23 protein-coding genes are annotated in these 24,003 nt (G+C 56.4%); 6 read left to right on the top strand and 17 right to left on the bottom strand.

Features of this window, described 5'->3' with window-relative positions; genetic code table 11:
• Positions 1 to 166: 166 nt before the first annotated feature.
• The 15 genes from rnhB to rpsB all read right to left on the bottom strand — a co-directional run bounded on the left by rnhB (position 167) and on the right by rpsB (position 14,931).
• Positions 167 to 775, bottom strand: coding sequence for a ribonuclease HII (gene rnhB, locus G565_RS0106230; protein WP_084649250.1), 609 nt, complete (start codon positions 773 to 775; stop codon positions 167 to 169).
• Entirely contained in the window at positions 772 to 1,926 is a 1,155-nt protein-coding gene (gene lpxB, locus G565_RS0106235) for a lipid-A-disaccharide synthase (protein ID WP_028670161.1), read from the bottom strand. The genes rnhB and lpxB overlap by 4 nt, the downstream gene beginning before the upstream one ends.
• Positions 1,926 to 2,696: an acyl-ACP--UDP-N-acetylglucosamine O-acyltransferase gene (lpxA, locus tag G565_RS0106240; RefSeq protein WP_028670162.1), complete on the bottom strand. Its 771-nt coding sequence runs from the start codon at positions 2,694 to 2,696 to the stop codon at positions 1,926 to 1,928. The genes lpxB and lpxA overlap by 1 nt, the downstream gene beginning before the upstream one ends.
• Complete coding sequence (fabZ, locus tag G565_RS0106245) at positions 2,693 to 3,151, bottom strand: 3-hydroxyacyl-ACP dehydratase FabZ (protein ID WP_037337926.1); 459 nt, start codon at positions 3,149 to 3,151, stop codon at positions 2,693 to 2,695. The genes lpxA and fabZ overlap by 4 nt, the downstream gene beginning before the upstream one ends.
• Positions 3,148 to 4,209 (bottom strand): UDP-3-O-(3-hydroxymyristoyl)glucosamine N-acyltransferase, encoded by a 1,062-nt coding sequence (lpxD, locus tag G565_RS0106250; RefSeq protein ID WP_037337929.1) that lies wholly within the window; start codon positions 4,207 to 4,209, stop codon positions 3,148 to 3,150. Before lpxD ends, fabZ begins: the two co-directional genes overlap by 4 nt.
• A 17-nt stretch (positions 4,210 to 4,226) precedes the next feature.
• A complete protein-coding gene (locus tag G565_RS23205; RefSeq protein WP_037337933.1) occupies positions 4,227 to 4,799 on the bottom strand; it encodes an OmpH/Skp family outer membrane protein in 573 nt (190 codons plus the stop codon).
• Positions 4,800 to 4,926: 127 nt separating this feature from the next.
• Positions 4,927 to 7,254 carry an outer membrane protein assembly factor BamA gene (gene bamA / locus G565_RS0106260; protein WP_028670165.1) on the bottom strand — a complete coding sequence of 776 codons (2,328 nt, stop codon included), beginning with the start codon at positions 7,252 to 7,254 and terminating at the stop codon, positions 4,927 to 4,929.
• A gap of 73 nt (positions 7,255 to 7,327) precedes the next feature.
• Positions 7,328 to 8,674 (bottom strand): RIP metalloprotease RseP, encoded by a 1,347-nt coding sequence (gene rseP / locus G565_RS0106265; RefSeq protein WP_028670166.1) that lies wholly within the window; start codon positions 8,672 to 8,674, stop codon positions 7,328 to 7,330.
• Positions 8,674 to 9,876: a 1-deoxy-D-xylulose-5-phosphate reductoisomerase gene (gene ispC / locus G565_RS0106270; protein WP_051207462.1), complete on the bottom strand. Its 1,203-nt coding sequence runs from the start codon at positions 9,874 to 9,876 to the stop codon at positions 8,674 to 8,676. Before ispC ends, rseP begins: the two co-directional genes overlap by 1 nt.
• A 2-nt stretch (positions 9,877 to 9,878) precedes the next feature.
• Positions 9,879 to 10,703 (bottom strand): phosphatidate cytidylyltransferase, encoded by an 825-nt coding sequence (locus G565_RS0106275; RefSeq protein ID WP_028670168.1) that lies wholly within the window; start codon positions 10,701 to 10,703, stop codon positions 9,879 to 9,881.
• Between the two features lie 2 nt (positions 10,704 to 10,705).
• A complete protein-coding gene (gene uppS / locus G565_RS0106280) occupies positions 10,706 to 11,461 on the bottom strand; it encodes a polyprenyl diphosphate synthase (RefSeq protein WP_028670169.1) in 756 nt (251 codons plus the stop codon).
• A 180-nt stretch (positions 11,462 to 11,641) separates the two neighbouring features.
• Positions 11,642 to 12,199, bottom strand: a complete 558-nt coding sequence (gene frr, locus G565_RS0106285) for a ribosome recycling factor (RefSeq protein ID WP_028670170.1) — start codon at positions 12,197 to 12,199, stop codon at positions 11,642 to 11,644.
• Entirely contained in the window at positions 12,196 to 12,936 is a 741-nt protein-coding gene (gene pyrH, locus G565_RS23210) for a UMP kinase (RefSeq protein ID WP_037337935.1), read from the bottom strand. Before pyrH ends, frr begins: the two co-directional genes overlap by 4 nt.
• 208 nt (positions 12,937 to 13,144) lie before the next feature.
• Positions 13,145 to 14,011 carry a translation elongation factor Ts gene (tsf, locus tag G565_RS0106300; RefSeq protein WP_028670172.1) on the bottom strand — a complete coding sequence of 289 codons (867 nt, stop codon included), beginning with the start codon at positions 14,009 to 14,011 and terminating at the stop codon, positions 13,145 to 13,147.
• Between the two features lie 173 nt (positions 14,012 to 14,184).
• On the bottom strand, positions 14,185 to 14,931 hold the full coding sequence (gene rpsB, locus G565_RS0106305; RefSeq protein ID WP_028670173.1) for a 30S ribosomal protein S2: 747 nt from the start codon (positions 14,929 to 14,931) through the stop codon (positions 14,185 to 14,187).
• 350 nt (positions 14,932 to 15,281) lie between these two features.
• Here rpsB and map point away from each other — a divergent pair, with 350 nt between their 5' ends.
• The 5 genes from map (at position 15,282) to dapD (ending at position 21,466) form a co-directional block, all read left to right on the top strand.
• Positions 15,282 to 16,058: a type I methionyl aminopeptidase gene (gene map / locus G565_RS0106310; RefSeq protein ID WP_028670174.1), complete on the top strand. Its 777-nt coding sequence runs from the start codon at positions 15,282 to 15,284 to the stop codon at positions 16,056 to 16,058.
• 73 nt (positions 16,059 to 16,131) lie between these two features.
• Complete coding sequence (glnD, locus tag G565_RS0106315; protein WP_051207464.1) at positions 16,132 to 18,813, top strand: [protein-PII] uridylyltransferase; 2,682 nt, start codon at positions 16,132 to 16,134, stop codon at positions 18,811 to 18,813.
• On the top strand, positions 18,810 to 19,997 hold the full coding sequence (dapC, locus tag G565_RS0106320) for a succinyldiaminopimelate transaminase (RefSeq protein WP_028670176.1): 1,188 nt from the start codon (positions 18,810 to 18,812) through the stop codon (positions 19,995 to 19,997). Before glnD ends, dapC begins: the two co-directional genes overlap by 4 nt.
• Before the next feature lie 42 nt (positions 19,998 to 20,039).
• A complete protein-coding gene (locus tag G565_RS0106325; RefSeq protein WP_028670177.1) occupies positions 20,040 to 20,393 on the top strand; it encodes a Spx/MgsR family RNA polymerase-binding regulatory protein in 354 nt (117 codons plus the stop codon).
• A gap of 41 nt (positions 20,394 to 20,434) precedes the next feature.
• Positions 20,435 to 21,466, top strand: a complete 1,032-nt coding sequence (gene dapD, locus G565_RS0106330; protein WP_028670178.1) for a 2,3,4,5-tetrahydropyridine-2,6-dicarboxylate N-succinyltransferase — start codon at positions 20,435 to 20,437, stop codon at positions 21,464 to 21,466.
• 6 nt (positions 21,467 to 21,472) lie between these two features.
• Here the strand turns inward: dapD and G565_RS0106335 are convergent, their stop codons facing one another.
• Both G565_RS0106335 and G565_RS0106340 read right to left on the bottom strand, forming a co-directional pair.
• Positions 21,473 to 22,261: a DeoR/GlpR family transcriptional regulator gene (locus G565_RS0106335; RefSeq protein ID WP_051207465.1), complete on the bottom strand. Its 789-nt coding sequence runs from the start codon at positions 22,259 to 22,261 to the stop codon at positions 21,473 to 21,475.
• Positions 22,262 to 22,267: 6 nt separating this feature from the next.
• Positions 22,268 to 23,164, bottom strand: coding sequence for a hypothetical protein (locus G565_RS0106340; RefSeq protein WP_028670180.1), 897 nt, complete (start codon positions 23,162 to 23,164; stop codon positions 22,268 to 22,270).
• A 212-nt stretch (positions 23,165 to 23,376) separates the two neighbouring features.
• Between G565_RS0106340 and G565_RS0106345 the strand changes: the two genes are divergently transcribed.
• Complete coding sequence (locus G565_RS0106345) at positions 23,377 to 23,958, top strand: superoxide dismutase (protein WP_028670181.1); 582 nt, start codon at positions 23,377 to 23,379, stop codon at positions 23,956 to 23,958.
• Positions 23,959 to 24,003 lie beyond the last annotated feature (45 nt).

The following is a 24,003-nucleotide window of genomic DNA, read 5'->3' on the forward strand; positions in this document are numbered from 1 at the left end:
GCAGGGACTAAAACGCCAGGAGCGTTTTAGCATGGGTACAGCTCGCCCGGGGTGGCGGGCCAGAGGTACCACCCTCGACCGATTGAGTGAGCGGCATTCCGACCGACCCCGCCGAGGCACTGCCGGTATCCGACGCGGGCCATCGTCTCCAAACTTGAATGATGCGTTACCTGGCTTCCGCCAGAATGGCTTTAACCGGCGCATAACTGCGCCGATGCTCGGCAATGACGCCGTGAACCTGCAACGCCGCCAGGTGCACCGGAGTCGGGTAGCCTTTGTGGCGGGCGAAACCGTACTGTGGGTAGCGCTGGTCGAGAGCAACCATCTCGGCATCGCGCTGAACCTTAGCCAGTATGGACGCCGCACCAATGGCAGCGATCAGGCCATCCCCTTTAACAATGGCCTCGGCCGGGCAAGGCAGGCCTTCAGGCAACTTATTGCCATCAACCTGGCAGAAACCGGGCACTACCGACAGGCCCGCCACCGCACGGCGCATGGCCAGCAGGCTTGCCTGCAAAATGTTCAATTCGTCAATTTCAGCGACACTGGCGCGAGCAACACACCAGCTCAGGGCCCGAGCCTTGATAAGGTCACTGAGCTGTTCACGACGTTTTGCCGAGAGCGCTTTGGAATCTGTTAGCCCTTCAATCGGCTGCCTGGGGTCCAAAATAACCGCCGCTGCGACTACATCGCCCGCCAGTGGGCCTCGTCCAACTTCATCGACACCGGCGACCAGGTCTCCGGCCTTTTGAAACGCTAGGCCTTGCTGAGTCATTCGGCGGTGACTCCGGCTACCGCCAGAACGGCCTGCGCAGCCTGTTCGTCAGCACCCCTTGCCAACTGACGATGGAGGAACCGAGAGCGCTGTTCAAACTGATCGCGGTAATTGGAATCGGTCAGCACCCTGATCAGATCTGTTGCCAGGCGCCCAGGCGTTGCGTCATCCTGAAGTCGCTCTGGCACCCAGTCACTCTGCGTTAGAATATTAGGCAAGGAAACCCAGCGAGTGGTCGCCATGGCCCGCATAATGCGGAAGGTCAGTGCCGTGAGTCGATAGGACACTACCATGGGCCGTTTCAGCAACATAGCCTCCAGCGCGGCTGTGCCGGAAGCGAGTAGAACGCCATCACTGGCAACCATGACATCAGTCGACTGACCGGCATAAAGCTGAATATGCAACCCATTGCCATGTTGGCGCACCGCGGCTTCAATTTGCTCACGGCGAAACTCATTGGCAGCGGGAATGAGGACATTGAGGGGGCCGAGCGTTTCCTGAGCCAGTGTTGCCGCTTGCAAAAACAGTGGCGCTAGTCGCCCGACCTCACTGCCCCGGCTACCGGGCAATATCGCCAGGCAAAGGCCCTGCTGCGGTACACCCAAACGGTCCCTTGCGGCCGACCGATCCGGCTCCATTGGCAACTGATCAGCCAGGGTATGGCCGACAAAGGTGACTGGTACCTGGTGTTGTCGGTAGAAATCCGCTTCGAAAGGCAGAAGCGTCAGCATGTGATCGACACTTCGACGTATCTTTTTAATCCGACCCTGGCGCCAGGCCCAGACGGAAGGCGAGACATAATGTACGGTTTTGATGCCCGCATCGCGCAACTGACGCTCGAGACCCAGGTTAAAGTCCGGGGCATCTATGCCGACGAACACATCGGGCTGCCAGTGTATGCACCAGTCCCGGTAGGCGGCCCGAATGCGGAACAATTCACGTAACCGACCCAATACTTCAGTCAGCCCCATAACCGACAACCGCTCCATCGAAACTCGACTGTCCAGGCCCTGTGCAACCATGCGTTCGCCGCCGATACCACCAAATTCGACATCGGGGTAGCGCGCGCGCAATGCACGCATCAGACCCGCACCGAGAATGTCGCCACTGGCTTCACCGGCCAGCACGGCTACACGCAACCGTCGGGACATCAGCGCACAATACCCCGACTGGCCGATTCGATGCTGCGTACGAATACCGCCACTTCCGGAAACTGCTCGGCAACCGGTGCCAATTCAGCCAGTGCAGCCTTGGCAGTCTTACTTTCCCGGTATACGGTTTTGTAGGCGTTTCGTAACGCTTTGATGGCTTCAGCGGAGAAACCCCGTCGACGCAATCCTTCGGTATTCATCCCATGAGGTGCCGCCGGGTAGCCCTGAACGGTGACATAGGCCGGTACGTCTTTCAGTACCGTGGAGCCAGCACCAATAAACGTATGCTCGCCGATCGATACGTACTGATGTATGCCGGACTGCCCCCCGACAATGGCGTAATCACCCACTTTCACGTGGCCTGCCAGTTGGGCGGAGTTGGCCAGAATCACCCGATCCCCCAGCACTACATCGTGGGCGACATGTGAATAGGCCATCAGCAGGCAATGGCTGCCTACCCGGGTTTCTCCGTTGTCCTGGATGGTACCCCGATGCAAGGTCGCGCTTTCTCGAATGGTGTTGTGATCACCGATGACCAGCCGCGTGGGCTCACCCTTGTATTTCAAGTCCTGGCAAGCTTCGCCAACGCTGGCAAACTGAAAAATTTTGTTATGCCGCCCAATGGTCGTCGGCCCGTTAATGACGACATGCGGACCTATCCAGCACCCTTCCCCAATCTCGACATCCGGGCCGATGATGGTATACGGGCCGATAACAGCGCCATCCGCAATTCGGGCCGTTTGATCGACCAGTGCAGTAGGATGAATCACGACGTTGACTTCCGTTCTGCACAGACAATGTCGGCCGTGGCCGCCAGCTTCCCGTCCACTTCCGCCCGGCAATTGAATTTGAAAATCCCACGACGCTCCGAAACCAATGTACTGAACAAATCGAGGCGGTCTCCGGGCACAACCTGTTTCTTGAATTTGACGTTGTCGAGGCCGGCAAATAGATACAAATAGCCCTCATCCGGGCGATTCCCGGACGTTGCAAACCCAAGAATCGCCGATACCTGAGCCATGGCTTCGCACATCAGCACGCCTGGGAAAATAGACTGCCCGGGAAAATGCCCGTTAAACAGCTCTTCGTTCCCCGTTACATTCTTGAACCCCACGATGGCTTCACCCGGCGTCAGTTCCGTGACTCGGTCGACCAGCAGGAACGGATACCGATGCGGCAGGAATTCTTTAATGGCTTCGTGATCCAGTGGCAGTTCAATGCTCATTCAGAGTCCTCAGATTCCGGAGCGGCGGGTCGCGTTGCCAGCGCCTTCTCCAATGACTTCAATCGTTGTTCATACTGCTCTAACTGACGCAAGCGCGCAACGGTGCGGCGCCACTCCCGACTCGGTTGAGCTGGCCAGCCGGAGGAATATACACCGGGGTCCGTAAGTGTTTTAGTGACCATCGCCTGACCCGTAAAATGCGACCCGGAGGCGACAGTAATATGGCCGGCAAAACCGGCTTGGCCGCCCACGGTACAGCCGGCACCCAGGGTCGTGCTGCCTGCGATACCGACCTGACCGGCCAGAGCCGTTGACCTGCCGATGACGACGTTGTGTGCGATCTGCACCAGATTATCAATGATGACATCGTCTTCAATGCGCGTGTCGCTTATCGCACCCCGGTCGATACTCACATTGGCACCGATGTCGACCCGATCACCAATGCGCACGGTCCCCACCTGCGCGATCCTCTGCCAACGCTCTCCGTCCGGCGCAAATCCGAAGCCATCCGAGCCGATGACCGTACCTGACTGTACCCGACAATCATCGCCCATCACCACACCGTGGCAGAGTGTCACATTCGCCATGATCCGGGTGTTACTACCAACTCTCACACCGGCTTCCAATACAGCCCCCGCACCGATATCACTGCCCGCTCCGATATGAACGCCTGAGCCGATGACAGCCCCGGGGCCGATCGATACGCCCTCAGCGACGACGGCATCCCCGGCCACCGTAGCGCTGACATGAACCAGACCGTTTGGCTTGGGCTCCCGACTGAAACGGTGAGATATACGGGCGTAGGCCAAGTAGGGGTCGGGTACCATGATCAGCGCAGCCGTCGCCGGTGCCTGATCAGCTACATCCGGCCTCAGAACAATCACGGTGGCCTGGCTGCCTGATAAACCAGCCAGGAACTGGCGGGAGGCCAGAAAAGTAAGACTCCCGGACGTAGCCTGGTCGAGAGCAGATACTCTCTCCAGCGGCTCGTCCCAGAACTGTTCATTGCCACCCAGCTCGGCATCGAGCTGCTCAGCCAATTGTCGGGCAGTAATCATCCGTCTGACTCGCCAGCTTATTGTTGCGCCTGGTACAGCGCGTTGAATTCTTCCAGTACCGCGTCGGTAATGTCCAGGGAATTACGATGGTAGACAACCGCTGCCTTGTCCAGAATTACATCGAATTCACTGCCATCGACCGCTGTCTCAATCGCCTGCGCCATCATCGGCTGGTACTGCTCAATAAACGCATTGCGGCGCTCGCCCTGAACTTGCTGTAACTGACGGACCAGTTGTTCACGCTGACGCGCCCGCTGCTGCAACTCGTCTTCAAGTTCGGCGAGTTCAGTGTCTGTCATGATGTCAGCGTCGGTTCGTGCCCGGCTCTGCAATTGCTGGATCGACTGCCCCAACGTCTGCACTTGCTGCTCTTCCTGTTCAAACTCACGCTTCAATTCAGCCGTTGCATCCTGAGCAGCTTCACTGTTGAACAGTACGTAATTCTGGTCCAGGAGCGCTACTTCAGTTGCTTGTACAGAGGCGGCCAATCCAATAGCGACCAGTGCGAGCGCCAACCGGTTTAGCCAGGACGTCGCCCGCTGTGTATTGATTGCTCTGCTGGGGACTATTCGTTGTGCTGAAATCTTCATGCTCTCTCCTGTTCAGTTCGAGTGATGCTGCACAAACCTGCCAGACACCCTGGCGGTTATTCTAGTGCGAAAGGCCAAACCTGAGTAGTGGGCCCTGCCTTTCGCCATTTCAACCGGAATGTTCTGCTCAGTAGCCAATACCAATCGTAAAGGCAAAGTTCTTTTCAAGATCGCCATCACGCGCGTTCAGGGGCCAGGCGTAGCTAAAGCTCAGCGGCGCGATGGGGGTAATCCAGGTAATGTCGATACCGGCGGCGTACCGCAGATCGGACAAATCAACGCCATTGGTGCAATTGGTGTTGCCGGTGCGGCACTCGTCGGAATAGACGTTGCCACCGTCCACAAAGAGTGATGCCCTGAACGCATCCTGGCTTTGCACAAACGGCAGAGGCACCAGCAGCTCAGCACCGTATTCGATCTTGATGTTACCCCCTATCGGAGAAGGGTCATCCAGGGGATTACCGGGTGTGCTCAGGGGACCAAGAGACCCGTACTGATAGCCGCGTACTGATCTGACCCCACCCGAATAGAAGTGTTTGTAAAACGGAAGTCGATCCGCATCGCCATAGCCGCTGCCATAACCGACATCGGAATGAAGCCTGATGCTGTATTGATCGTTAATGGGGAAATACTGTTCGGCACTGCCGGTCAGACGGTAGTAGGTCAGATCTCCCAGCGGTGTGGCGACTTCGCTTGACAAGGTTATCTGACGTCCGCGATTGGCCTTAAAGGTGCCGTTCAGGCTGTTGAGGTTCCAGGTCAACCGGGTGTCGATGATTTCATAGTCACTGCCGTTGTTGTCACGGAATTCTGTCATTTCCAGAGGAGCACTGTCGCTCAGGAACAACTCATCCTGACTGTAACCGATACCGTAGGTGATACGCTGGTTTTCAGACAACGGATAACCCAGGCGCAATCGTCCACCGGCTGTGTTAGTCGCATAAGTGCTGAACGTTTGTTCACTGAAATCGGTACGACGGTAGTACAGGTCGATGCCGCGGCTGACGCCATAAATCGTAAAATAAGGGTCTTCGAACGACAGGTTATAGTTTTGCTCGGCGTTATTCACTGTTACCGAAGCCGAAAAATCATAGCCCTTGCCCTGAAAGTTCTTCTGCTCAACCTTGGCTTCGGTAAAAAAGCCACCGGCGTCTGAATAACCGATGGAACCGGTGATCTGACTATTCGTGGTTTCCTCAACGGTGACAATCAAATCAACGAGATCATCCCGCCCTTCGATGCGCTGCGTTCGAATCTCGACCCGACTGAAGTAACCGAGTCGTTCGAGACGCTGGCGCGACAACCGGATATTGCTGTTGATCACCAGAGCACGCTCCAACTGACGCATTTCCCGGCGGATCACTTCGTCATTGGTTTCCGAGTTACCACGAATCTCAATGCGATTCACATAGACTGGCTTGCCCGGATTGACACGCAGGGTGACATCCACCGTTCGTGCGTCGCGATCAGGGTCAAGCTCACTGTTGACCTCAGCAAAGGCATACCCCTGATTACCCAGTACATCGTTCATTCGCGAAGCCAGATCACTGATTTCAACGCGGGAGTACACATCCCCTTCGGTGACATCAATCAGGGCTTCAAGCTCATCATCCAGATCCACCAGGTCGCCGGTCACAGACAGCCCTGACACCTGATAGGGCTCACCTTCAAACAGATTGAGAATCAGCGTGATATCCGCTTTATTGTCGGATATCGACACCTGGTGGGACTCCAGACGAAAATCCAGATAACCGCGATCCAGGTAATAGTCTTCCAGACGCGCCAGGTCACCGGTCAGTTGAGCCTGTCCAAACCGGTTACGGCGTGCGATGAATTGAAAGGGATAGCGTTTGCTGGTCTCGCGTAGCCGCAGCGAGCTTTGTAACTCTGCATCGGTAAATACCGAGTTTCCGGTAATCTCAATGTGATTAATCTTGGCAACCGGGCCCTCACTGATCACCAGTTCGACATCAACCCGATTCAGCGACAATGGGGTTACCTCAGGCACCACGGTTGCATTGTACCGGCCCTGAATACTGTATTGACGCTCCAGCTCCAGCTCAATGCCTTCGAGCAGGGACTGATTGAAAATCTCACCTTCTTCCAATCCCACATCGGACATCACTCGTTCCAGCGTATCGGTTGGAATGACTTTGTTGCCGGAAAACTCGACACTGTTGATGGCCGGGCGCTCGGTCACGGCAAACACCAGCGCATCCCCATCACGCAGTACCTGCACATCGCTGAAGTAGCCGGTCGCATAAACCGCGCGCAGCCAATCGTCGGCAGAGTCGGAGTCAACCTGGTCACCCTCCTGAATCGGCAGTGCCTGCAATACCGACCCCAGCGACACTCGCTGCAGGCCATTGACGGTCAGAGCATCGACCCGAAACGACTCCGCCATGGCACCTGCACTGAACACCAGCGCAAGGGCTGCCGCGACAACAAATCTCATAGTTACTCCTGTTGGTTACAATCGGGCTGTCTGGGCAGCAGCCGGGACAAGCCACACGACCGATCACTGACCGTTATAATCGGCCGATATCATTCACAAATGCCAATACCATCAACCCGACAATCAACATCAGGCCAATCTGAGACCCTATCACCTGCAAACGCTCTGATAAGGGTTTGCCGCGCATCCATTCAACGGCGTACATCACAATATGGCCGCCATCCAGGATCGGAATGGGCAGCAAATTAACGACACCCAGGCTGATGCTGATAAAGGCCAGAAACCGGATAAAACTCTCGACGCCGCCCTCAACCGAATCACCCGCCAACTGGGCCATGGAAATGGGACCGCCAATTTGCTCTACGGACACCAGACCTGTCACCATTTTGCCAAGCATCGCAAAGCTGAGCCCGACCATTTCTGCCGTATCCTGCAGGCCGAGCCAGACACCCGTCCAGGGCCACTCCCGCTGGACGATGATTTGTTCTTCAGGCCAGGAAACCGGCGCTGCAATAGCGCCGATATAGCCCTGGTTTTGCCCTTCCACATCTCGCTCTGCCGGCGTGACAGTCAATGTTTGCCGACTCTGGTCGCGTTCGAGCAAGACCGATAACGACCGGCCGCCATTGGGCTGAATAATGGCGACCCAGTCCACCCAATTTTCGATCATTTGACCATTGACCGAGACAATCCGGTCACCGGCCTGCAAACCAGAGGTTTCGGCAGCCCCGCCCGGAACCACCTGACCGATCACGGCCGGTGTATCAGGGCGGCTGGGATACAAGCCAAGGCTGGCCATGGGGTTGGGTTCGCTGTCACGCGCCATCCATTGGTTGATGGGCACTGACAGGCGCTGAACCTGCCCTTCCCGGCGCACCGTCAGTTCAATGACACCAGTGTCTCCTACTCGCCGGGTCAGAGCGAGGTTGATGTCGGTCCAGTCGTCAACATTACGACCGTCGACCTGCTCTATCACATCACCACGCTGAACGCCGGCTTCAGCCGCAGGCGTTTGCGCCGGAGGTGCGTCCGCCCAGGGAGCGAGCCCCTGCACCCCGATACTGTACAACAGCGCGAAAGCGAGAATGGCGAACAAAAAATTGGCAATCGGACCGGCAGAAGCAACCGCGATGCGCTGGGCCGGCGACTTACGGGTAAAGGCCTGGTTGAGGTCTGCTTCATCGACCGGGCCTTCACGTTCATCGAGCATTTTTACGTAGCCGCCCAGCGGAATCCAGGCGATAACAAACTCGGTACCATGGCGGTCATACCAACGACAAAGCGGTTGACCAAAACCCACTGAAAAACGCAAAACCCGAATCCCATTGCGTCGGGCGACCCAGAAATGACCGTATTCGTGCACCGTCACCAGAATACCGAGCGCCACCAGAATACCGAGAACGTTTGTCACAATTGCCATCATGCTCGTGCCTCAATCGCAGCCTTCGCCAGTACCCGGGCGCGCGCGTCAATACCCAACAATTGCTCAACAGACAGCACTGGTTCGTGCACCAGTTGATTGAGCACCTGCTCATTAATGTGGGCGATTTGATGAAATGACAATCGCCGCTGCAAGAAGGCCTCAACGCTGACTTCATTAGCGGCATTTAACACCGCCGGGCAGGTTCCGCCGACGGCGATAGCCTCTTCAGCCAACCGCAGACACGGAAACCGGGCCCGGTCCGGCTGATCGAAACTCAGACCAAGCTCAGTCGTAAACGCCAGTGTGGCGCTGCCACTGTCAATGCGATCCGGATAAGCGAGGCCATACGCGATGGGCGTTCGCATATCAGGAGTGCCCATCTGCGCGATCACCGAACCATCGATATAACGCACCATGGAATGGATGACACTTTGCGGGTGCACCACCACTTCCACATCGGCGGGCTGGAGGCCAAACAGCCAGCAGGCTTCGATCAGCTCCAAGCCTTTGTTCATGAGCGTCGCGGAGTCGACTGAAATCTTCTGACCCATGGACCAGTTGGGGTGGGCAACCGCCTGTTCGGGCGTTACTTGTTGCAATTGATCTGCCGTAAAGTTCAAAAAAGGACCGCCCGAGGCCGTCAGCAAGACAGACGCAACACCCTGACGACGATGCTCACCGGGCATGCACTGAAAAATGGCATTGTGCTCACTGTCGATCGGCAGCAACTGCGCACCGGATTGCTGAACCGCCGACATCAGCAAATCACCGGCCACAACCAGGCTCTCTTTATTGGCCAGTAGCAATCGTTTGCCCGCCCGAGCGGCAGCCAGCGACGACAACAAACCGGCTGAACCAACTATGGCGGCCATTACCACCTGAACATCCGGGTGCTCCGCCATGGCTTCCAGCGCGGCGGTGCCAACCAGTATTTCGGTATGGCTGTCAGACAATCGCGCCGCCAGCTCACGCTGACTCTGGTTGTCTGCCACAACAGCATAGCGGGGCCGGTGCTGTTCAATCTGTTGCGCCAGCAACTCGATGTTGCGATGTCCGGACAGCGCGAAAACCCCGAATCGATCGGGGTGGCGGGAGATAACATCGAGTGTGTTACAGCCTACAGATCCGGTTGAGCCCAACACGGTCACCCATTGACGAGCGTCAGTAGCAGGCAAAGATTCACTGATGGAAAGGGTCATGGCTAAAGGATCACTACCAGCAAGAGCACACAAAACATCGGGGTCGCAGCGCACAGACTGTCGATCCGGTCGAGAATCCCACCGTGTCCGGGTAGCAGGCCGGAGCTGTCCTTTATCCCCCGGAATCGTTTGAGCAGGCTTTCAAACAAATCACCCAGTACCGATATCGCGACCACCAGTGCACTGATTACCAGCAACAAGAGCCACTGCAGTGCCGACAGATCCGGCAGGAAAATCAGCGCCATCACCGCCGACAGCACGACGGATGTTGCCATACCACCGTAAACACCGGCCCAGGTTTTGCCCGGGCTCACTGAGGGTGCCAGCTTGCGATTGCCAAACGTCTTACCGGCAAAATAAGCGCCAATGTCCGCACCCCAGACCAGCAACATCAGCCAGGTGAGCACCAGATTGGCATTCGGCTGCCCCTTAAGCACATTCAATCCTAGCCACAGGGGCAACAAAACCGGTAGAGCCATCAACAGTCGCACCCAGCGATCGTGGATCCAGTGTTGACTGGCCGGGTAACGAATGACCAGAATCAAGGCAAACAACCACCACAGCAATGACCACAACGTCAGTTGTAGCCAGGTAACGGCGGTGCGGGTTTGCAACCACCACAACAGGCCAAGCGCAGCGGCGGTCAGTGCGGCCATACCCAGGCGCGTGGTCAGTCGCTGAAACCCGGCCAGATTCGTCCATTCCCAGGCTCCCAGAACGACAATCGCGCCAATAAAGGCGGAAAAACCGGTTTCCGGTAGCCAATAAATACCGGCCAACATCAACGGGGCCAGTACCAGCGCGGTCATCACGCGTGTGATCAACATAGTCAGGAATTCACTCTTTGTTCCAATTGCTCGTCGGTCCGGCCAAACCGGCGCACGCGCCCGGCGAAACTGGCGAAGGCTCGCTGCAATGATTCATTATTAAAATCGGGCCAAAACTCGTCAGTAAAGTAGAATTCGGTATAGGCAAACTGCCACAACAGGAAGTTTGAAATTCGCTGCTCGCCAGCAGTCCGTATGCACAAGTCAGGAGGCGGCAAATCACCCAGCGCGACTCGGGCCTGCATGGCGGGTTCTGTCACTTCGTCCGGTGACAGCCGGCCACAGGCCACATCACGAGCCAGACTTCTGGCCGCTTGTGTAATGTCCCAGTGCCCGCCATAGTTGGCCGCGATAACCAGCGTCATTCCGGTGTTGTTAACCGTCAGTGCCTCAGATCGGGCTATCGCCGCCTGGATGGCAGCGCTGAATCCGGTCTTGTCGCCAATGATGCGCAATTTCAAATTATTCTCATGCAGCTTTTTGACTTCACGGTTCAGCGCCATCAGAAACAACTCCATCAGAGCGTTAACCTCGTCTTTGGGACGACGCCAGTTTTCGGAGCTGAAAGCATACAAGGTAAGCACCTCAACACCGGCTCTGGCACTGTGCTCAACGACCGTTCTTACCGCTTTGGCACCGGCTTTATGCCCTGAAATACCGCCCAGCAATCGCTTTTTCGCCCAGCGATTGTTTCCATCCATGATAATGGCCACATGGCGAGGAACAGAACTGACTCCTGCTGAGTGTGCTGTGGTCATAGGTGTCCTTTAACGGTTCAGAGCCTTGCCTGCGGAGGTCTGCTCGCGGGCAGCCAACCTGAACCTGGCTGTTCATTTCAGCGGCGACGGCACTCTTTTTGTTTGTGCTACGCCGTCCCTACAAAAAACAAAGGCAACATGGGGCTACCATGCTGCCTGAGTCGAGGCCCTGTAACGGTGTTAAACCGTCATCAGTTCCTTTTCCTTACTGGCCAGATGCCCCTCAACCTGAGCGGTAGCGGCGTCAGTCAGCTTCTGAATATCGTCTTCTGCACCGCGGCCTTCATCTTCAGACAACTCTTTCTCTTTAACCAGTTCCTTGATGGTGGCGTTAGCATCACGACGACCGCTGCGGATCGACACACGCGCCTTCTCAGCTTCTGAACGCGCCACCTTAATCATGTCCTTACGGGACTCTTCGGTGAGCGACGGCATGACCACGCGAATCTTATCACCCGAAGTCGCCGGGTTAAGACCTAGGTCGGCCTTCATGATGCCACGTTCGATTTCCGGCACCAGATTTTTTTCCCAGGGCACAATGGCCAGGGTACGGCCGTCTTCAACGTTGATGTTCGCCACTTGCTTCAATTGAGTGGGCGTACCGTAATAGTTGACCATGACGCTGTCGAGTATGGCGGGGTTGGCCCGGCCAGTACGTATCTTGTTGAAACCGTCATCCAGAGCACCAATCGCTCTGCGGTTGTGCGCCTCAACCTCTTTTTTAATGTCTTCGATCATGCAGTTATATCCTCTACCATCAGCGTTCCTTCATTACCGCCTACCATCAGCGATATCAACGCCCCTGGTTTGTTCATATTAAAGACCCGGACCGGCATTTTATGGTCCCGCACCAGACAAACAGCGGTCAAATCCATCACACCCAACTGTTTCTCTAGAGCCTCGTCGTAGGTGAGACGATCATATTTTACCGCATCCGGATTGGTTCGGGGATCATCATTATACACACCGTCGACATTCGTTGCCTTGAGGACCAGATCGGCCTCGATTTCGATGCCGCGCAAGCACGCGGCCGAATCGGTGGTAAAGAAAGGGTTGCCGGTCCCTGCTGCAAAAATAACCACGTCACCCTGAGTCAGGTAGCGAATGGCGCTGCGCCGGTCATAGTGCTCAACGATCCCGGACATGGGGATGGCTGACATCACCCGGCTGCGAATGTTGGAGCGCTCCAGCGCGTCCCGCATCGCCAGAGCGTTCATCACGGTCGCCAGCATACCCATATGATCACCCGTAACGCGATCCAACCCGGCCTCGTTCAGCGCTTTGCCGCGAAACAAATTGCCACCCCCGATCACCAGCCCCACCTGTACACCTATACCGACCAGCTGCCCGATCTCCAGCGCCATACGATCCAGCACCCTGGGATCAATCCCAAAGCCCTGCTCTCCGGACAGTGCTTCGCCACTGAGCTTAAGCAGAATGCGTTTGTGACGCGGGTGAGGGTCTTTCGTAGGCATGGTTATCTCCAAAACAAGGTCGCTGAAACGTAATACTGAAGGGGACTGTCAATCCGCGCCGCTACTGTGCGACGCGAACGTCGCCGGTGCAAGCGAGATTCGCGTAAACGGGCCATCGGGCGAGCCTGCCGCACTGAGTACAGATCAGCACAGGCGTGCCGTTCAGGCAAAAAAAAGGGCAGTCAAACTGCCCCTTTGCAACGCTTGATCAGCTGCCTTTGGCAGCGGCAGCGACTTCGGCTGCGAAGTCGACTTCTTCGCGCTCTATGCCCTCACCCACTTCCAGGCGAAGGAAGCTGAGGATCTCGGCACCGGCGTTCTTGGCCAGAGTCCCGACTTTGGTGTCAGGGTCTTTGACAAACGGCTGTTCCAGCAGAGAGATCTCGGCAACAAACTTCTTCAAGCGGCCCTGAACCATCTTCTCGATGATTTCAGCCGGCTTACCGGAGTTCTCAGCCTGGGCAGAAACCACTTCTTTCTCACGGTCCAGCACATCCTGAGGCACTTCACTTGCAGACACGAACTGCGGGTTGATCGCCGCCACATGCATGGCAACATCGCGACCCAGGTCTTCGTTACCACCGTTCATTTCAACGGCTACACCGATACGGCCACCGTGAACGTAAGTGGCGACTGTTTTGCCTTCACCACCCAGCAGAACCACGCGACGCACTGAGATATTCTCTCCAATTTTCTGCACCAGCGCTTCACGTGCTGATTCCAGTTCACCCGCCATCAGGGCAGCAACATCACTCTGTTGATCGGCGAAGGCTTTATCAGCAACGGTATTGGCAAAATCCAGGAAGTTGTCGTCACGGGCAACAAAATCAGTCTCGCTGTTGACTTCCAGCAGCATGGCACGGCTGTTGTCAGCGGACTGGCGCGTCACAATGATGCCTTCAGCGGCAGTACGGCCCGCCTTTTTGGCCGCTTTCAGGCCGGATTCCTTGCGCATGGTATCGATGGCAGCTTCGATATCGCCGTTCGATTCAACCAGCGCCTTCTTGCACTCCATCATGCCAAGACCGGTACGCTCACGCAGTTCTTTTACCAGGGCTGCAGTGATGTTAGCCATAGTGTATTCCTCGTTCATCAATTGGATTCGGTTCATCCACCGATGCCTGCGGCATTCGATGGTCCCTTCAATTCGTTGCACGGGCTGCGACTGACTCAATCGTCGCATTTCAGGTGTCTGTATAGCAAAAAGGGGCCTAGGCCCCTTGTTCGCTTGCCTGAGCCGTACGCCGATTACTCGGCAGGGGTGTCTACGACAGCGTCTGCAACTTCAACGAATTCGTCAGCCTGAGTGGCGTTGGCCGCCTTGGCTTCCAGAACAGCGTTAGCAACAGAGCTTGCATAGATTTCGATAGCGCGAATGGCGTCATCGTTACCCGGGATTACAATGTCCACACCATCGGGGTTGGAGTTACTGTCCACAACGCCGATAACCGGAATGCCCAGTTTGTTGGCTTCAAGAATGGCGATGCGCTCATGATCAACATCGATCACGAACAGGGCATCGGGCAAGCCGCCCATGTCCTTGATACCACCGATGGTGCGTTCCAGTTTCTCGATTTCGCGCTCACGCATGAGACGCTCTTTCTTGGTCAGCTTGTCGAAGGTGCCGTCTTTGCTTTCGGCATCCAGGTCGCGAAGACGTTTGATCGACTGGCGGATGGTCTTGTAGTTGGTCAGCATGCCACCCAACCAGCGGTGTGCCACATACGGCATACCGGCGCGGGTCGCTTCCTCGCGGATGATGTTGCTGGCAGAGCGCTTTGTGCCCACGAACAATACCTTGTTCTTGGCCGCAGCAAGTTCGCCGATCTGCACCAGCGCCTTATTCAGGGCCGGAACAGTATGCTCAAGGTTGATGATGTGAATCTTGTTACGAGCACCAAAGATGTACTTGCCCATCTTCGGGTTCCAGTAACGGGTCTGGTGACCGAAGTGAACACCTGCTTTGAGCAGGTCACGCATAGAAACAGTAGCCATAATATCCTCACTGGTTCGGGTTAAGCCTCCACACACCCCATGATTCAACCCCAGTCCTGAATGGCCAGGGGCACCCGAAATCATGTGCCGGTGCATGTGAGAGTTAATAGACACTGCCTGATTCTTGATCAATCCAGGCAGCATTCCTTTGAACAGTCCGTCCAAAGCGGCGCGCTTTATACCATAAACGGACACTGAATCAAAGTTTTTTGGCACCCACCCAACCTGCCACAAGCGCGTTAAGAGCACCTATCAGGGCGGTATGGTGCGGCTTCGTGGCAGCGTTGCTGCAAGTCGCCGCCAAAAGCTTTAGAATGTGGCGCCACTATTAACGTTCGCCTGGGAAACTCATGTCTGTAACCATTAAGACCGCCGAAGAAATTGAAAAAATGCGCGTGGCGGGACGCCTCGCCGCTGAAGTTCTTGAGATGATAGGCGAATACGTTCAGCCGGGTGTCAGCACCGGGGAGCTGGACAGAATCTGCCACAACCACATTGTTGACGTTCAGGGGGGCATACCGGCGCCACTCAATTATGGCAACCCGCCCTTTCCGAAGTCGATTTGCACCTCAGTGAATCACGTAATTTGCCACGGCATACCCAGTGACGACAAGATTCTCAAAAAAGGCGATATCGTCAATATTGATGTGACCGTCATTAAAGACGGATACCATGGCGATACCAGTAAAATGTATTTTGTCGGTGACCCTCAACCACACTTGGAACGACTGGTGCGAATTACCCAGGAATGCCTGTATAAAGGCATTGAGCTGGTCCGCCCGGGAACCCGACTGGGCGACATTGGTCATGTGATCCAGCAACACGCTGAAGCCAATTACTATTCCATTGTCCGTGAATACTGTGGTCACGGCATCGGCGCTGTCTTTCATGAAGAGCCTCAGGTTCTGCACTACGGTCGTCCGGGCACGGGCATGGAACTCAAAGAAGGCATGACCTTCACCATTGAGCCGATGGTTAATGCGGGCAAGCCACAATCGAAAATGCTCGGTGATCAGTGGACGGTTATCACTCGCGATCGCAAGGCTTCCGCCCAGTGGGAGCATACGCTGCTGGTAACAGCGACTGGCGTAGAGGTACTGACCCGTCGTCAGGAAGAAACGTTTTAACCCAAGATATGACCCAAACACCTCAAACGGACTTTGTTAACGCACCGTGATGTCGTCTCTTTAGGATGAGTGCATGAATCTGAACGATTATGCCGATGCTGACCTGATTGATACAGACAGCCTGACGCAGGTAAAGACCCAGCAACCGCCCATCAAAGCTTTGCGTCAGGCCCTGGATCATCTCTATCAGACACTGGACCGCCGATTCCTGCAGGGGGAACCGATTCGCACCCTGGTGTTTGGCCGGACCTGGGCCATGGATCAGATTATTACCGCAGCCTGGCAGCATTTTGACTGGAAACGCGACCAGAACATCGCACTGATCGCTGTGGGTGGTTACGGCCGGGGCGAGTTGCTGCCCAAGTCCGACATTGACTTGTTGCTCCTGTTCGACGAAGAAGCCGATATCGACGCAAACGTTGATTCGATTCAGGCTTTTCTGACCCTGATGTGGGACCTGAAACTGGACGTCGGACACAGTGTACGCACCCTGGCAGCCTGCCAGGAGGAGGCCAGGGGCGACGTCACCATCACCACCAATCTGATGGAAAGCCGCACTCTGACCGGAAACCCGACGCTGCGCCAGCGCGTCTCCGGCCTGATCAGTCAGGCCCACATCTGGCCCAGCGACGACTTCTACAAAGCCAAGCTGAACGAACAGACCCACCGTCACCAGAAATACAATGAGACCGAATACAACCTGGAACCCAACGTTAAAGCTGGTCCGGGCGGGTTACGGGATATTCAAACCATTGCCTGGGTGGCGAAACGGCATTTTGGCGATACCGATTTGGCTGAATTGGTTGAACGGGGCTTCCTCACCGATGCGGAATATCAGGCTCTGATCGACGGCCAGGACTATCTGTGGCGCATCCGCTACGCCCTGCACTATTTCAGTGGCCGGGAGGAAGACCGCTTGCTGTTCGACCTGCAGGAAAAGGTCGCCGAACAGTTCGGCTATCAGGATCGCGAAGGTCAACTGGCCGTCGAACACCTGATGCAAGATTACTTTCGTCAGGTGTTCAAACTCCGCGCCCTGAACATCATGTTGCTGCAACTGTTCGATGAAGCCATTCTGCACCAGAATGAGGACGACCAGCTGATCCCGATCAACTCACGGTTTCAGGTTCGCAACGGTTATATTGAGACGCTGCACGAGACGGTGTTCGTTCGCACCCCGTCCGCCCTGCTGGAAATCTTCGTGCTCTGTGCACAGCGACCCGATACCAAAGGCATCCGCGCCTCCACAATTCGCCAGATTTTCGCCAACCGGCATCGAATAAACGGTAAATTCCGCCAGGATTTACGCAACATCACCTTTTTCATGGAATTGCTGCGCAGCCCGGCCGGCGTATCGACCAACCTGATGCGCATGAACCAATACGGCATCCTGGGTCGTTACCTGCCCGAATTCGGACTGATCGTCGGGCAAATGCAGTATGACCTGTTTCATGTGTTCACCGTTGACGCCCACACCCTGCTAACCATTCGTAACCTGCGCCGTTTCCGTCACGCCAACAACACCGCAGAGTTCCCGATCGCCACCAAGGTGATCCACCAGTTGCCAAAGGTCGAGCTGGCCTACATTGCAGCGTTGTATCACGACATTGGCAAAGGGCGCGGTACCGACCATTCCGTCGAAGGTGCCGAAGAAGTGAGGCGGTTTGCACTGCGCCACAGAATGACCGCCTGGGAAGGCGACCTGGTCGTCTGGCTGGTACGCAATCACCTGTTAATGTCGATCACGGCACAACGACTCGACATCTCCGATCCCGAAGTGATTAACCACTTCACCCAGCAGGTGGGCGACATTCACCGGCTCAACTACCTGTACGTATTGACGGTAGCCGACATCTACGCGACCAACCCCAATCTGTGGAACAGCTGGCGAGCCTCGCTGCTGAAGAAACTCTACAACGAAGCTATGGCGGCCCTGCGACGCGGGCTGGAAAACCCGATGGACAAGGAAGAACGCATACGGGATGTGAAATCAGCTGCCATGGCTATGCTGCGCGACGATGGCTTTACCGAAACAGAGATCCTGCAACTGTGGGACAATCCGGGAGATGATTATTTTCTGCGCGAAAGCCCGGAAAACATTGCCTGGCATACCCGCGCCATCGCCAATCACGGCCTGAACGTGCCGCTGGTGCTGATTCGGGAAACCGATGAGCACAGTTTTGCCGGGGCCACCCAGATCTTCATCTATGCACCCGATCGGCCGCACCTGTTTGCCGACATTGCCGCCTGCCTCGACAGTTGTGAACTGGACATCCAGGATGCCCGCATCATGACTTCTTCGGCGTCGGATTTCAGTCTCGACACCTTCATCGTGCTGGATGAAGATGGCCACAGCATCGGCAACAACCCGGCCCGTCTGCGCGATGTGCAACATCGCCTGTTGCTCGCCATTCAAGACCCGGAAGACACCGCCACACCCAACCGTCGCTTGTCACGCCGACTCAAACACTTCAGCATCGCGCCGATCATTACTGTCAGCAACGACCCGGCCAATCACCGCACCGTGGTCGAGGTCATAACGTCAGACCGGCCGGGCTTGCTCGCCGACATCGGCCGGGCGTTCAAACGCCTCGACTTGCGCATGCAAAGCGCCCGCATTTCAACACTGGGCGAACGTGTGGAAGACGTTTTTTTCGTCGTCGACAACCAGAATGAACCACTGCATGACTCACACCGAGTGGCCGAGCTGCAGAAACAACTGACCGAGACCATCGACCAGGGACAACACCCATGAATCCGCTAATGGCGCGGCTGATGCCCTACCCATTCGAAAAACTCAAACAACTCACCGCAGGCGTAACACCCGCCGATCTGCCGGAAGTGGCCTGGTCCATCGGCGAACCCAAGCATGCGGCACCGGCCTTTCTGAGCACCCTGTTGCATGACCACCTGGGCGGTTTCTCCCAGTACCCGGCCACCAATGGCCTGCCAGCCCTGCGCGAGGCTATCAGCCAATGGTGTCAGCGCCGGTTTCAGCTGCCCGAAGCCAGTTTAACGGCTGAACGGAACGTGCTGCCGGTCACTGGCACCCGGGAGGCCCTGTTTTCAGTGGTCCAGGCGCTGTTTGATGCCAGTTCCAGCAAACGCGACGTCTGGATGCCCAACCCGTTCTATCAGATCTATGAAGGCGCGACCTTTTTGGCCGGAGGTGAACCGCGTTACCTGCCTTGCCTGGCAGAAACCGGTTATCTGCCGGATTTCGATGCCCTGACCGACGCAGACTGGGACAACTGTCAGATGCTGTTTCTGTGCACCCCCGGCAACCCTTCCGGCCAACCGCTGTCGCAGCAACAGCTGCAACACCTGATTCGCAAGGCAATCGCACACGATGTGCTGTTGATCAGTGACGAGTGCTACAGCGAACTCTACCGGGATGAAGCCAATCCGCCACCCGGGCTGCTCGGGGCGGCTGCGGCGATGGGCCACACCAGCTACCGCCACTGCCTTGTGTTTCACAGCCTGAGCAAGCGCAGCAATTTGCCGGGGTTGCGCAGCGGCTTCGTTGCCGGCGACGCCAGCCTGATCGCCGAATTTTTACGCTATCGGACCTATCACGGCTGTGCCATGCCGCTGCCGCATCAGCAGGTGTCGATTGCTGCCTGGCAGGACGAAACGCACGTTGCCGCCAATCGGTCCCTGTATAACCAGAAATACCAGGCAGTTCACGACATCCTGTCCGACAAAATGCCTGTACGCATTCCTGAAGCCAGCTTTTATCTCTGGCCCAATCTTGAACGGGATGACACTCAAGTCGCCTGTGAGTGGCTGCAAAAAGCCAACATCCGGGTGTTACCCGGGCAATATCTGTGCCGCACTATTGATGGCATCACACCGGGATACGGCCATGTGCGCATTGCCCTGGTCGCCGAACTGGACGCTTGTATCGACGCCGCCGAACGCCTGCGTCACCTGCTCTAACCGGCAGGTTCAACCCGATTCGTACGAAAGGAAGATACCGCAATGATCCGTATCTACGGCATTCGAAACTGTGACACCATTAAAAAGACACTGGCCTGGTTTGCCGGCCAGCCGGTCGACATCGACTTTATCGACTATAAAAAAACACCGCCAAATGAGCCCCTGCTGCGCACCTGGCTGACCCAACTGGACTGGGAACAACTCGTCAACAAGCGCGGTACGACCTGGCGCAAGTTGCCACAGGACCTGCGTGACACCCTGACTGAGGAAGGGGCCATCAAACAGATGATAGATAACCCGTCATTGATCAAACGGCCTCTGGTCGATCATGACGGCACTGTGAGTGTCGGTTACGACGAACCACACTTCGCGCATCTGGTGGCTCAGGCTCGCTGAAACTGCTTTAAATCTGTTAAACGACATTGAGAGGACATCACATGAGCTATTTTGCAGTGGCGATCGGCACCGCCACCCGAAACAAAGACGGTAAAATCATTGAAGCCTGGTATCCACAACCGATATTGGCGCCATCTGAAGAGCTTATCGCTACCCTGAGCCAGGTTGCCAAGCTGAACGGTGGCAATGAAGCATTGGTGGTCGAAACTGCCCTGATGAGCGCTCTGGCCGACAGTTTCGACACTGCCGGCCATGGCGAAAGCGCCCAGTTTTGCCGCGCTGGCGAAAGCAGCCGTCAGACCATCGTGCTGACCGCGCTGGAAACCGACGCGGCCCCCGTCTCGGTCGCTGAAGGCTACCTAAAGCTGCATCTGCTGTCGCATCGTCTGGTCAAGCCACACGGCTGCTCGCTGGACGGGTTGTTCGGTCTGCTGCACAACATCGCCTGGACCAACGAAGGCCCGATCGACCTGCCCGAGCTCGCCGACCGGCAAATGGAAGCACGCCTCGCCGGCCGCACGCTGGATGTTCAGTGCGTCGACAAGTTCCCGAAAATGACCAACTATGTTGTACCCAAAGGCATTCGCATTGCCGACACCAGCCGGGTACGCCTCGGTGCTCACATCGGCGAAGGCACCACCGTCATGCACGAAGGCTTCGTGAACTTCAATGCCGGTACCGAAGCGGTATCCATGGTCGAAGGGCGCATTACCGCCGGTGTCATGGTCGGCGACGGCTCTGACGTAGGTGGCGGATCGTCGATCATGGGCACCCTGTCCGGTGGCGGCAAGGTCGTGATCTCGTTGGGCAAGAACTGCCTGCTCGGGGCGAACTCAGGCATCGGCATCCCACTGGGCGATCGCTGCACAATCGAAGCTGGCCTATATGTCACCGCAGGCACCAAAGTGGCCATGCTCGACAACAAAAAGCAGCTGGTCAAAACCGTCAAGGCTCGGGAACTGGCCGGTCAGTCTGACCTCTTGTTCTGGCGCAACGCCGAAACCGGCCGGGTGGAATGCCTGTCGAACAAGACGGCCGTTGAGTTGAACAGCGAGTTGCACAGCAATAACTGAGCCTGGTCACTCGCAGACAAACAGCCTGACCTGATGCTCAGTGAGTAGATCCTGAAAAACTTTCGGCGGCGGGCTGTCGGTGTAGAACGCATCGGCCTGGGCAATGCTGCCCAGCCGCACCATGGCCTGACGGCCAAACTTGCTGTGATCGGCCGCCAGTAATACCTGGCGGCTGTGTTCAATGATGGTTTGGGCGACGCGCACTTCCCGGTAGTCGTAATCCAGCAGGGAGCCGTCGTCGTCGATGCCACTGATACCAATGATGCCGTAGTCGAGCTTGAACTGGCGAATAAAGTCGAGTGTCGACTCACCGACAATGCCACCGTCGCGGGCACGCACCTCACCGCTGGCAACAATCACCCGAAAATCTTCCTTACTGCTCATCAGCGTGGCCACATGCAGGTTGTTGGTCACTATCTGCAAGCCTTTGTGTTGCATCAGAGCGTGGGCAATGGTCTCGGTGGTAGTACCGATGTTGATAAACAGGCTGGCATGGTCCGGAATCTGATCGGCCAGGGTTCGGGCAATACGATCCTTGGCCGCCTGATTCAGTATTTGCCGATCAAAATAGGGCAAATTTTCAGTAGAGTTAACCGGGCTGGCGCCACCGTGAAAGCGCACAATGAAGCCATTGTCTTCCAGCAGAGTCAGATCCCGGCGAATCGTCTGGGGCGTCACGCCAAAATCGTCGACCAGGTCATCGATGGTCGCATGTCCGTCTTTCTCGACCCGGCGCACAATGGCACTCTGTCTCGGGTTCAGCGGCTTGTCCAATCGGACATCACGTAGCGTCATGCGGCCTTATTGCACCCCCGATGAGGCCGATACCCGCTCTTCCAGACCATCTACCCGCTCACTGACGGCAACCAACCGCCGGTTGGCTTCGAGCCGGCCGGCATCGATTGAACGCAGCACCTCATTGAGCTCGGCGACGTCCTCCCGAAGCAGTTGTTGGTTCATGGCCGCCGTGCCCTGCTCAACCAGCAAATTCTCCTGCGTCAGCGTCAACGACAATAATCGCTCTTCCAGGCTGGCCGGGTTCAGGCTCTCCAGACTCGCCTGCAATTCAGTGAAAGCGTCGGATGTCTGTGCCAGCTCGGATCGCAAAGCCGAGATTGACTCAGCCTGACCAGCGTTGCTAGTTGCCTGTTCGTCGAGTCGGCCGGTCAGCGACGACACGGCCTGCTGGCGGGCCTCGATTTGAGTCTGCACGTCTGACTGAATCTGGGCAATCGACTGTTGATTGGTTTCGATCCACTCGCGGTTACGCTCATTGGCCACGGCCCAGAGTTTGCGGATCTCGCTCATCTGCATATCGGTCTCGGCCTTGATCGCCCGGAACTGATTATTGATCGCCGTTTCGTTCATCACCACCGATTCGTCCGTTTCGGTCATGGACCGCTGAACCGACACAATGCGATCGTCGGCCAGTTGCAGACGCTCGTCGAACATAGCCAGGCTCTGCTGCTGGCCGTAGGCCAACATTCCGAGACCCGCGCTAATAACAAATAACACCAGTATCAGAACCCACAACAGGGTTGGCGTGTCACCGCCGCCCCGAACCGGCGGCTCCGTGCGCTTGGGAGATGCTGTGTTGCGTGTGGTGGACGCGGGACCAGCCGTCGGTTGACGGCTGCGGATCTGGTCCCGATCAGGGACCATTTTGGGTAACTCGCTGCCCGGCTTGGAATCCGACATTGAAACAACCTGTCTGTGTTAAATAAGTAAAGCCATTATAGGGACAGCCCCCCAATGAACAAGCCAATGAACAGGAGAGACTCGGTAATTGTGCCCAATCGCATTAAAATAGCGGCCAGGGCAGACTTGAAACCAGCCCCGACCGACCAGATAGTACAGTCACAAGTGATAACGTGCTAATACACCCATCGACAAGACAGAGGGAGAACATCATGGCTTTTGAACTGCCAGAACTGCCGTACGCGATCAACGCACTGGAACCCCACATTTCCCAGGAAACCCTGGAATATCACCACGGCAAGCACCACAACACCTACGTCACCAAGCTTAACGGCCTGATCCCGGGTACTGAGTTTGAAGGCAAGAGCCTGGAAGACATCATCAAGTCCTCCTCAGGCGGCGTGTTCAATAACTCCGCTCAAATCTGGAACCACACGTTCTACTGGCACAGCCTGAGCCCTAATGGCGGTGGCACCCCCACCGGCGCACTGGGCGACGCGATCAACGCCAAGTGGGGCTCTTTCGAGGCCTTCCAGAAAGAATTTGACGAAAAAGCCGTCAATAATTTCGGTTCCAGCTGGACCTGGCTGGTCAAAAACAGCGATGGTTCGCTGGAAATCGTCAACACCAGCAATGCGGGCACGCCCATTACCGAAGGTCAGACACCGATCATCACGGTCGACCTGTGGGAGCATGCTTACTACATTGACTACCGCAACCTGCGCCCCAAGTATCTGGAAGCATTCTGGAAACTGGCTAACTGGGACTTCGCAGCGGAAAATTTCGCCAAGTAAGTCAGGCGCGACAATGATGTCCGGCTCGCGCAGCGAGCACGGACG

Source organism: Saccharospirillum impatiens DSM 12546 (assembly GCF_000423605.1).
GTDB lineage: Bacteria > Pseudomonadota > Gammaproteobacteria > Pseudomonadales > Natronospirillaceae > Saccharospirillum > Saccharospirillum impatiens.

Coding starts and splice junctions, on each gene's coding strand:
- frr (WP_028670170.1), bottom strand. CDS start 12,199: ATGATCGAAGACATTAAAAAAGAGGTTGAGGCGCACAACCGCAGAGCG.
- rnhB (WP_084649250.1), bottom strand. CDS start 775: ATGACTCAGCAAGGCCTAGCGTTTCAAAAGGCCGGAGACCTGGTCGCC.
- dapD (WP_028670178.1), top strand. CDS start 20,435: ATGAGCTATTTTGCAGTGGCGATCGGCACCGCCACCCGAAACAAAGAC.
- rpsB (WP_028670173.1), bottom strand. CDS start 14,931: ATGGCTACTGTTTCTATGCGTGACCTGCTCAAAGCAGGTGTTCACTTC.
- glnD (WP_051207464.1), top strand. CDS start 16,132: ATGAATCTGAACGATTATGCCGATGCTGACCTGATTGATACAGACAGC.
- map (WP_028670174.1), top strand. CDS start 15,282: ATGTCTGTAACCATTAAGACCGCCGAAGAAATTGAAAAAATGCGCGTG.
- G565_RS0106325 (WP_028670177.1), top strand. CDS start 20,040: ATGATCCGTATCTACGGCATTCGAAACTGTGACACCATTAAAAAGACA.
- G565_RS0106340 (WP_028670180.1), bottom strand. CDS start 23,164: ATGTCGGATTCCAAGCCGGGCAGCGAGTTACCCAAAATGGTCCCTGAT.
- fabZ (WP_037337926.1), bottom strand. CDS start 3,151: ATGAGCATTGAACTGCCACTGGATCACGAAGCCATTAAAGAATTCCTG.
- lpxB (WP_028670161.1), bottom strand. CDS start 1,926: ATGTCCCGACGGTTGCGTGTAGCCGTGCTGGCCGGTGAAGCCAGTGGC.
- G565_RS0106275 (WP_028670168.1), bottom strand. CDS start 10,703: ATGTTGATCACACGCGTGATGACCGCGCTGGTACTGGCCCCGTTGATG.
- tsf (WP_028670172.1), bottom strand. CDS start 14,011: ATGGCTAACATCACTGCAGCCCTGGTAAAAGAACTGCGTGAGCGTACC.
- ispC (WP_051207462.1), bottom strand. CDS start 9,876: ATGACCCTTTCCATCAGTGAATCTTTGCCTGCTACTGACGCTCGTCAA.
- G565_RS0106335 (WP_051207465.1), bottom strand. CDS start 22,261: ATGACGCTACGTGATGTCCGATTGGACAAGCCGCTGAACCCGAGACAG.
- bamA (WP_028670165.1), bottom strand. CDS start 7,254: ATGAGATTTGTTGTCGCGGCAGCCCTTGCGCTGGTGTTCAGTGCAGGT.
- pyrH (WP_037337935.1), bottom strand. CDS start 12,936: ATGCCTACGAAAGACCCTCACCCGCGTCACAAACGCATTCTGCTTAAG.
- G565_RS23205 (WP_037337933.1), bottom strand. CDS start 4,799: ATGAAGATTTCAGCACAACGAATAGTCCCCAGCAGAGCAATCAATACA.
- G565_RS0106345 (WP_028670181.1), top strand. CDS start 23,377: ATGGCTTTTGAACTGCCAGAACTGCCGTACGCGATCAACGCACTGGAA.
- lpxD (WP_037337929.1), bottom strand. CDS start 4,209: ATGATTACTGCCCGACAATTGGCTGAGCAGCTCGATGCCGAGCTGGGT.
- uppS (WP_028670169.1), bottom strand. CDS start 11,461: ATGACCACAGCACACTCAGCAGGAGTCAGTTCTGTTCCTCGCCATGTG.
- dapC (WP_028670176.1), top strand. CDS start 18,810: ATGAATCCGCTAATGGCGCGGCTGATGCCCTACCCATTCGAAAAACTC.
- rseP (WP_028670166.1), bottom strand. CDS start 8,674: ATGGCAATTGTGACAAACGTTCTCGGTATTCTGGTGGCGCTCGGTATT.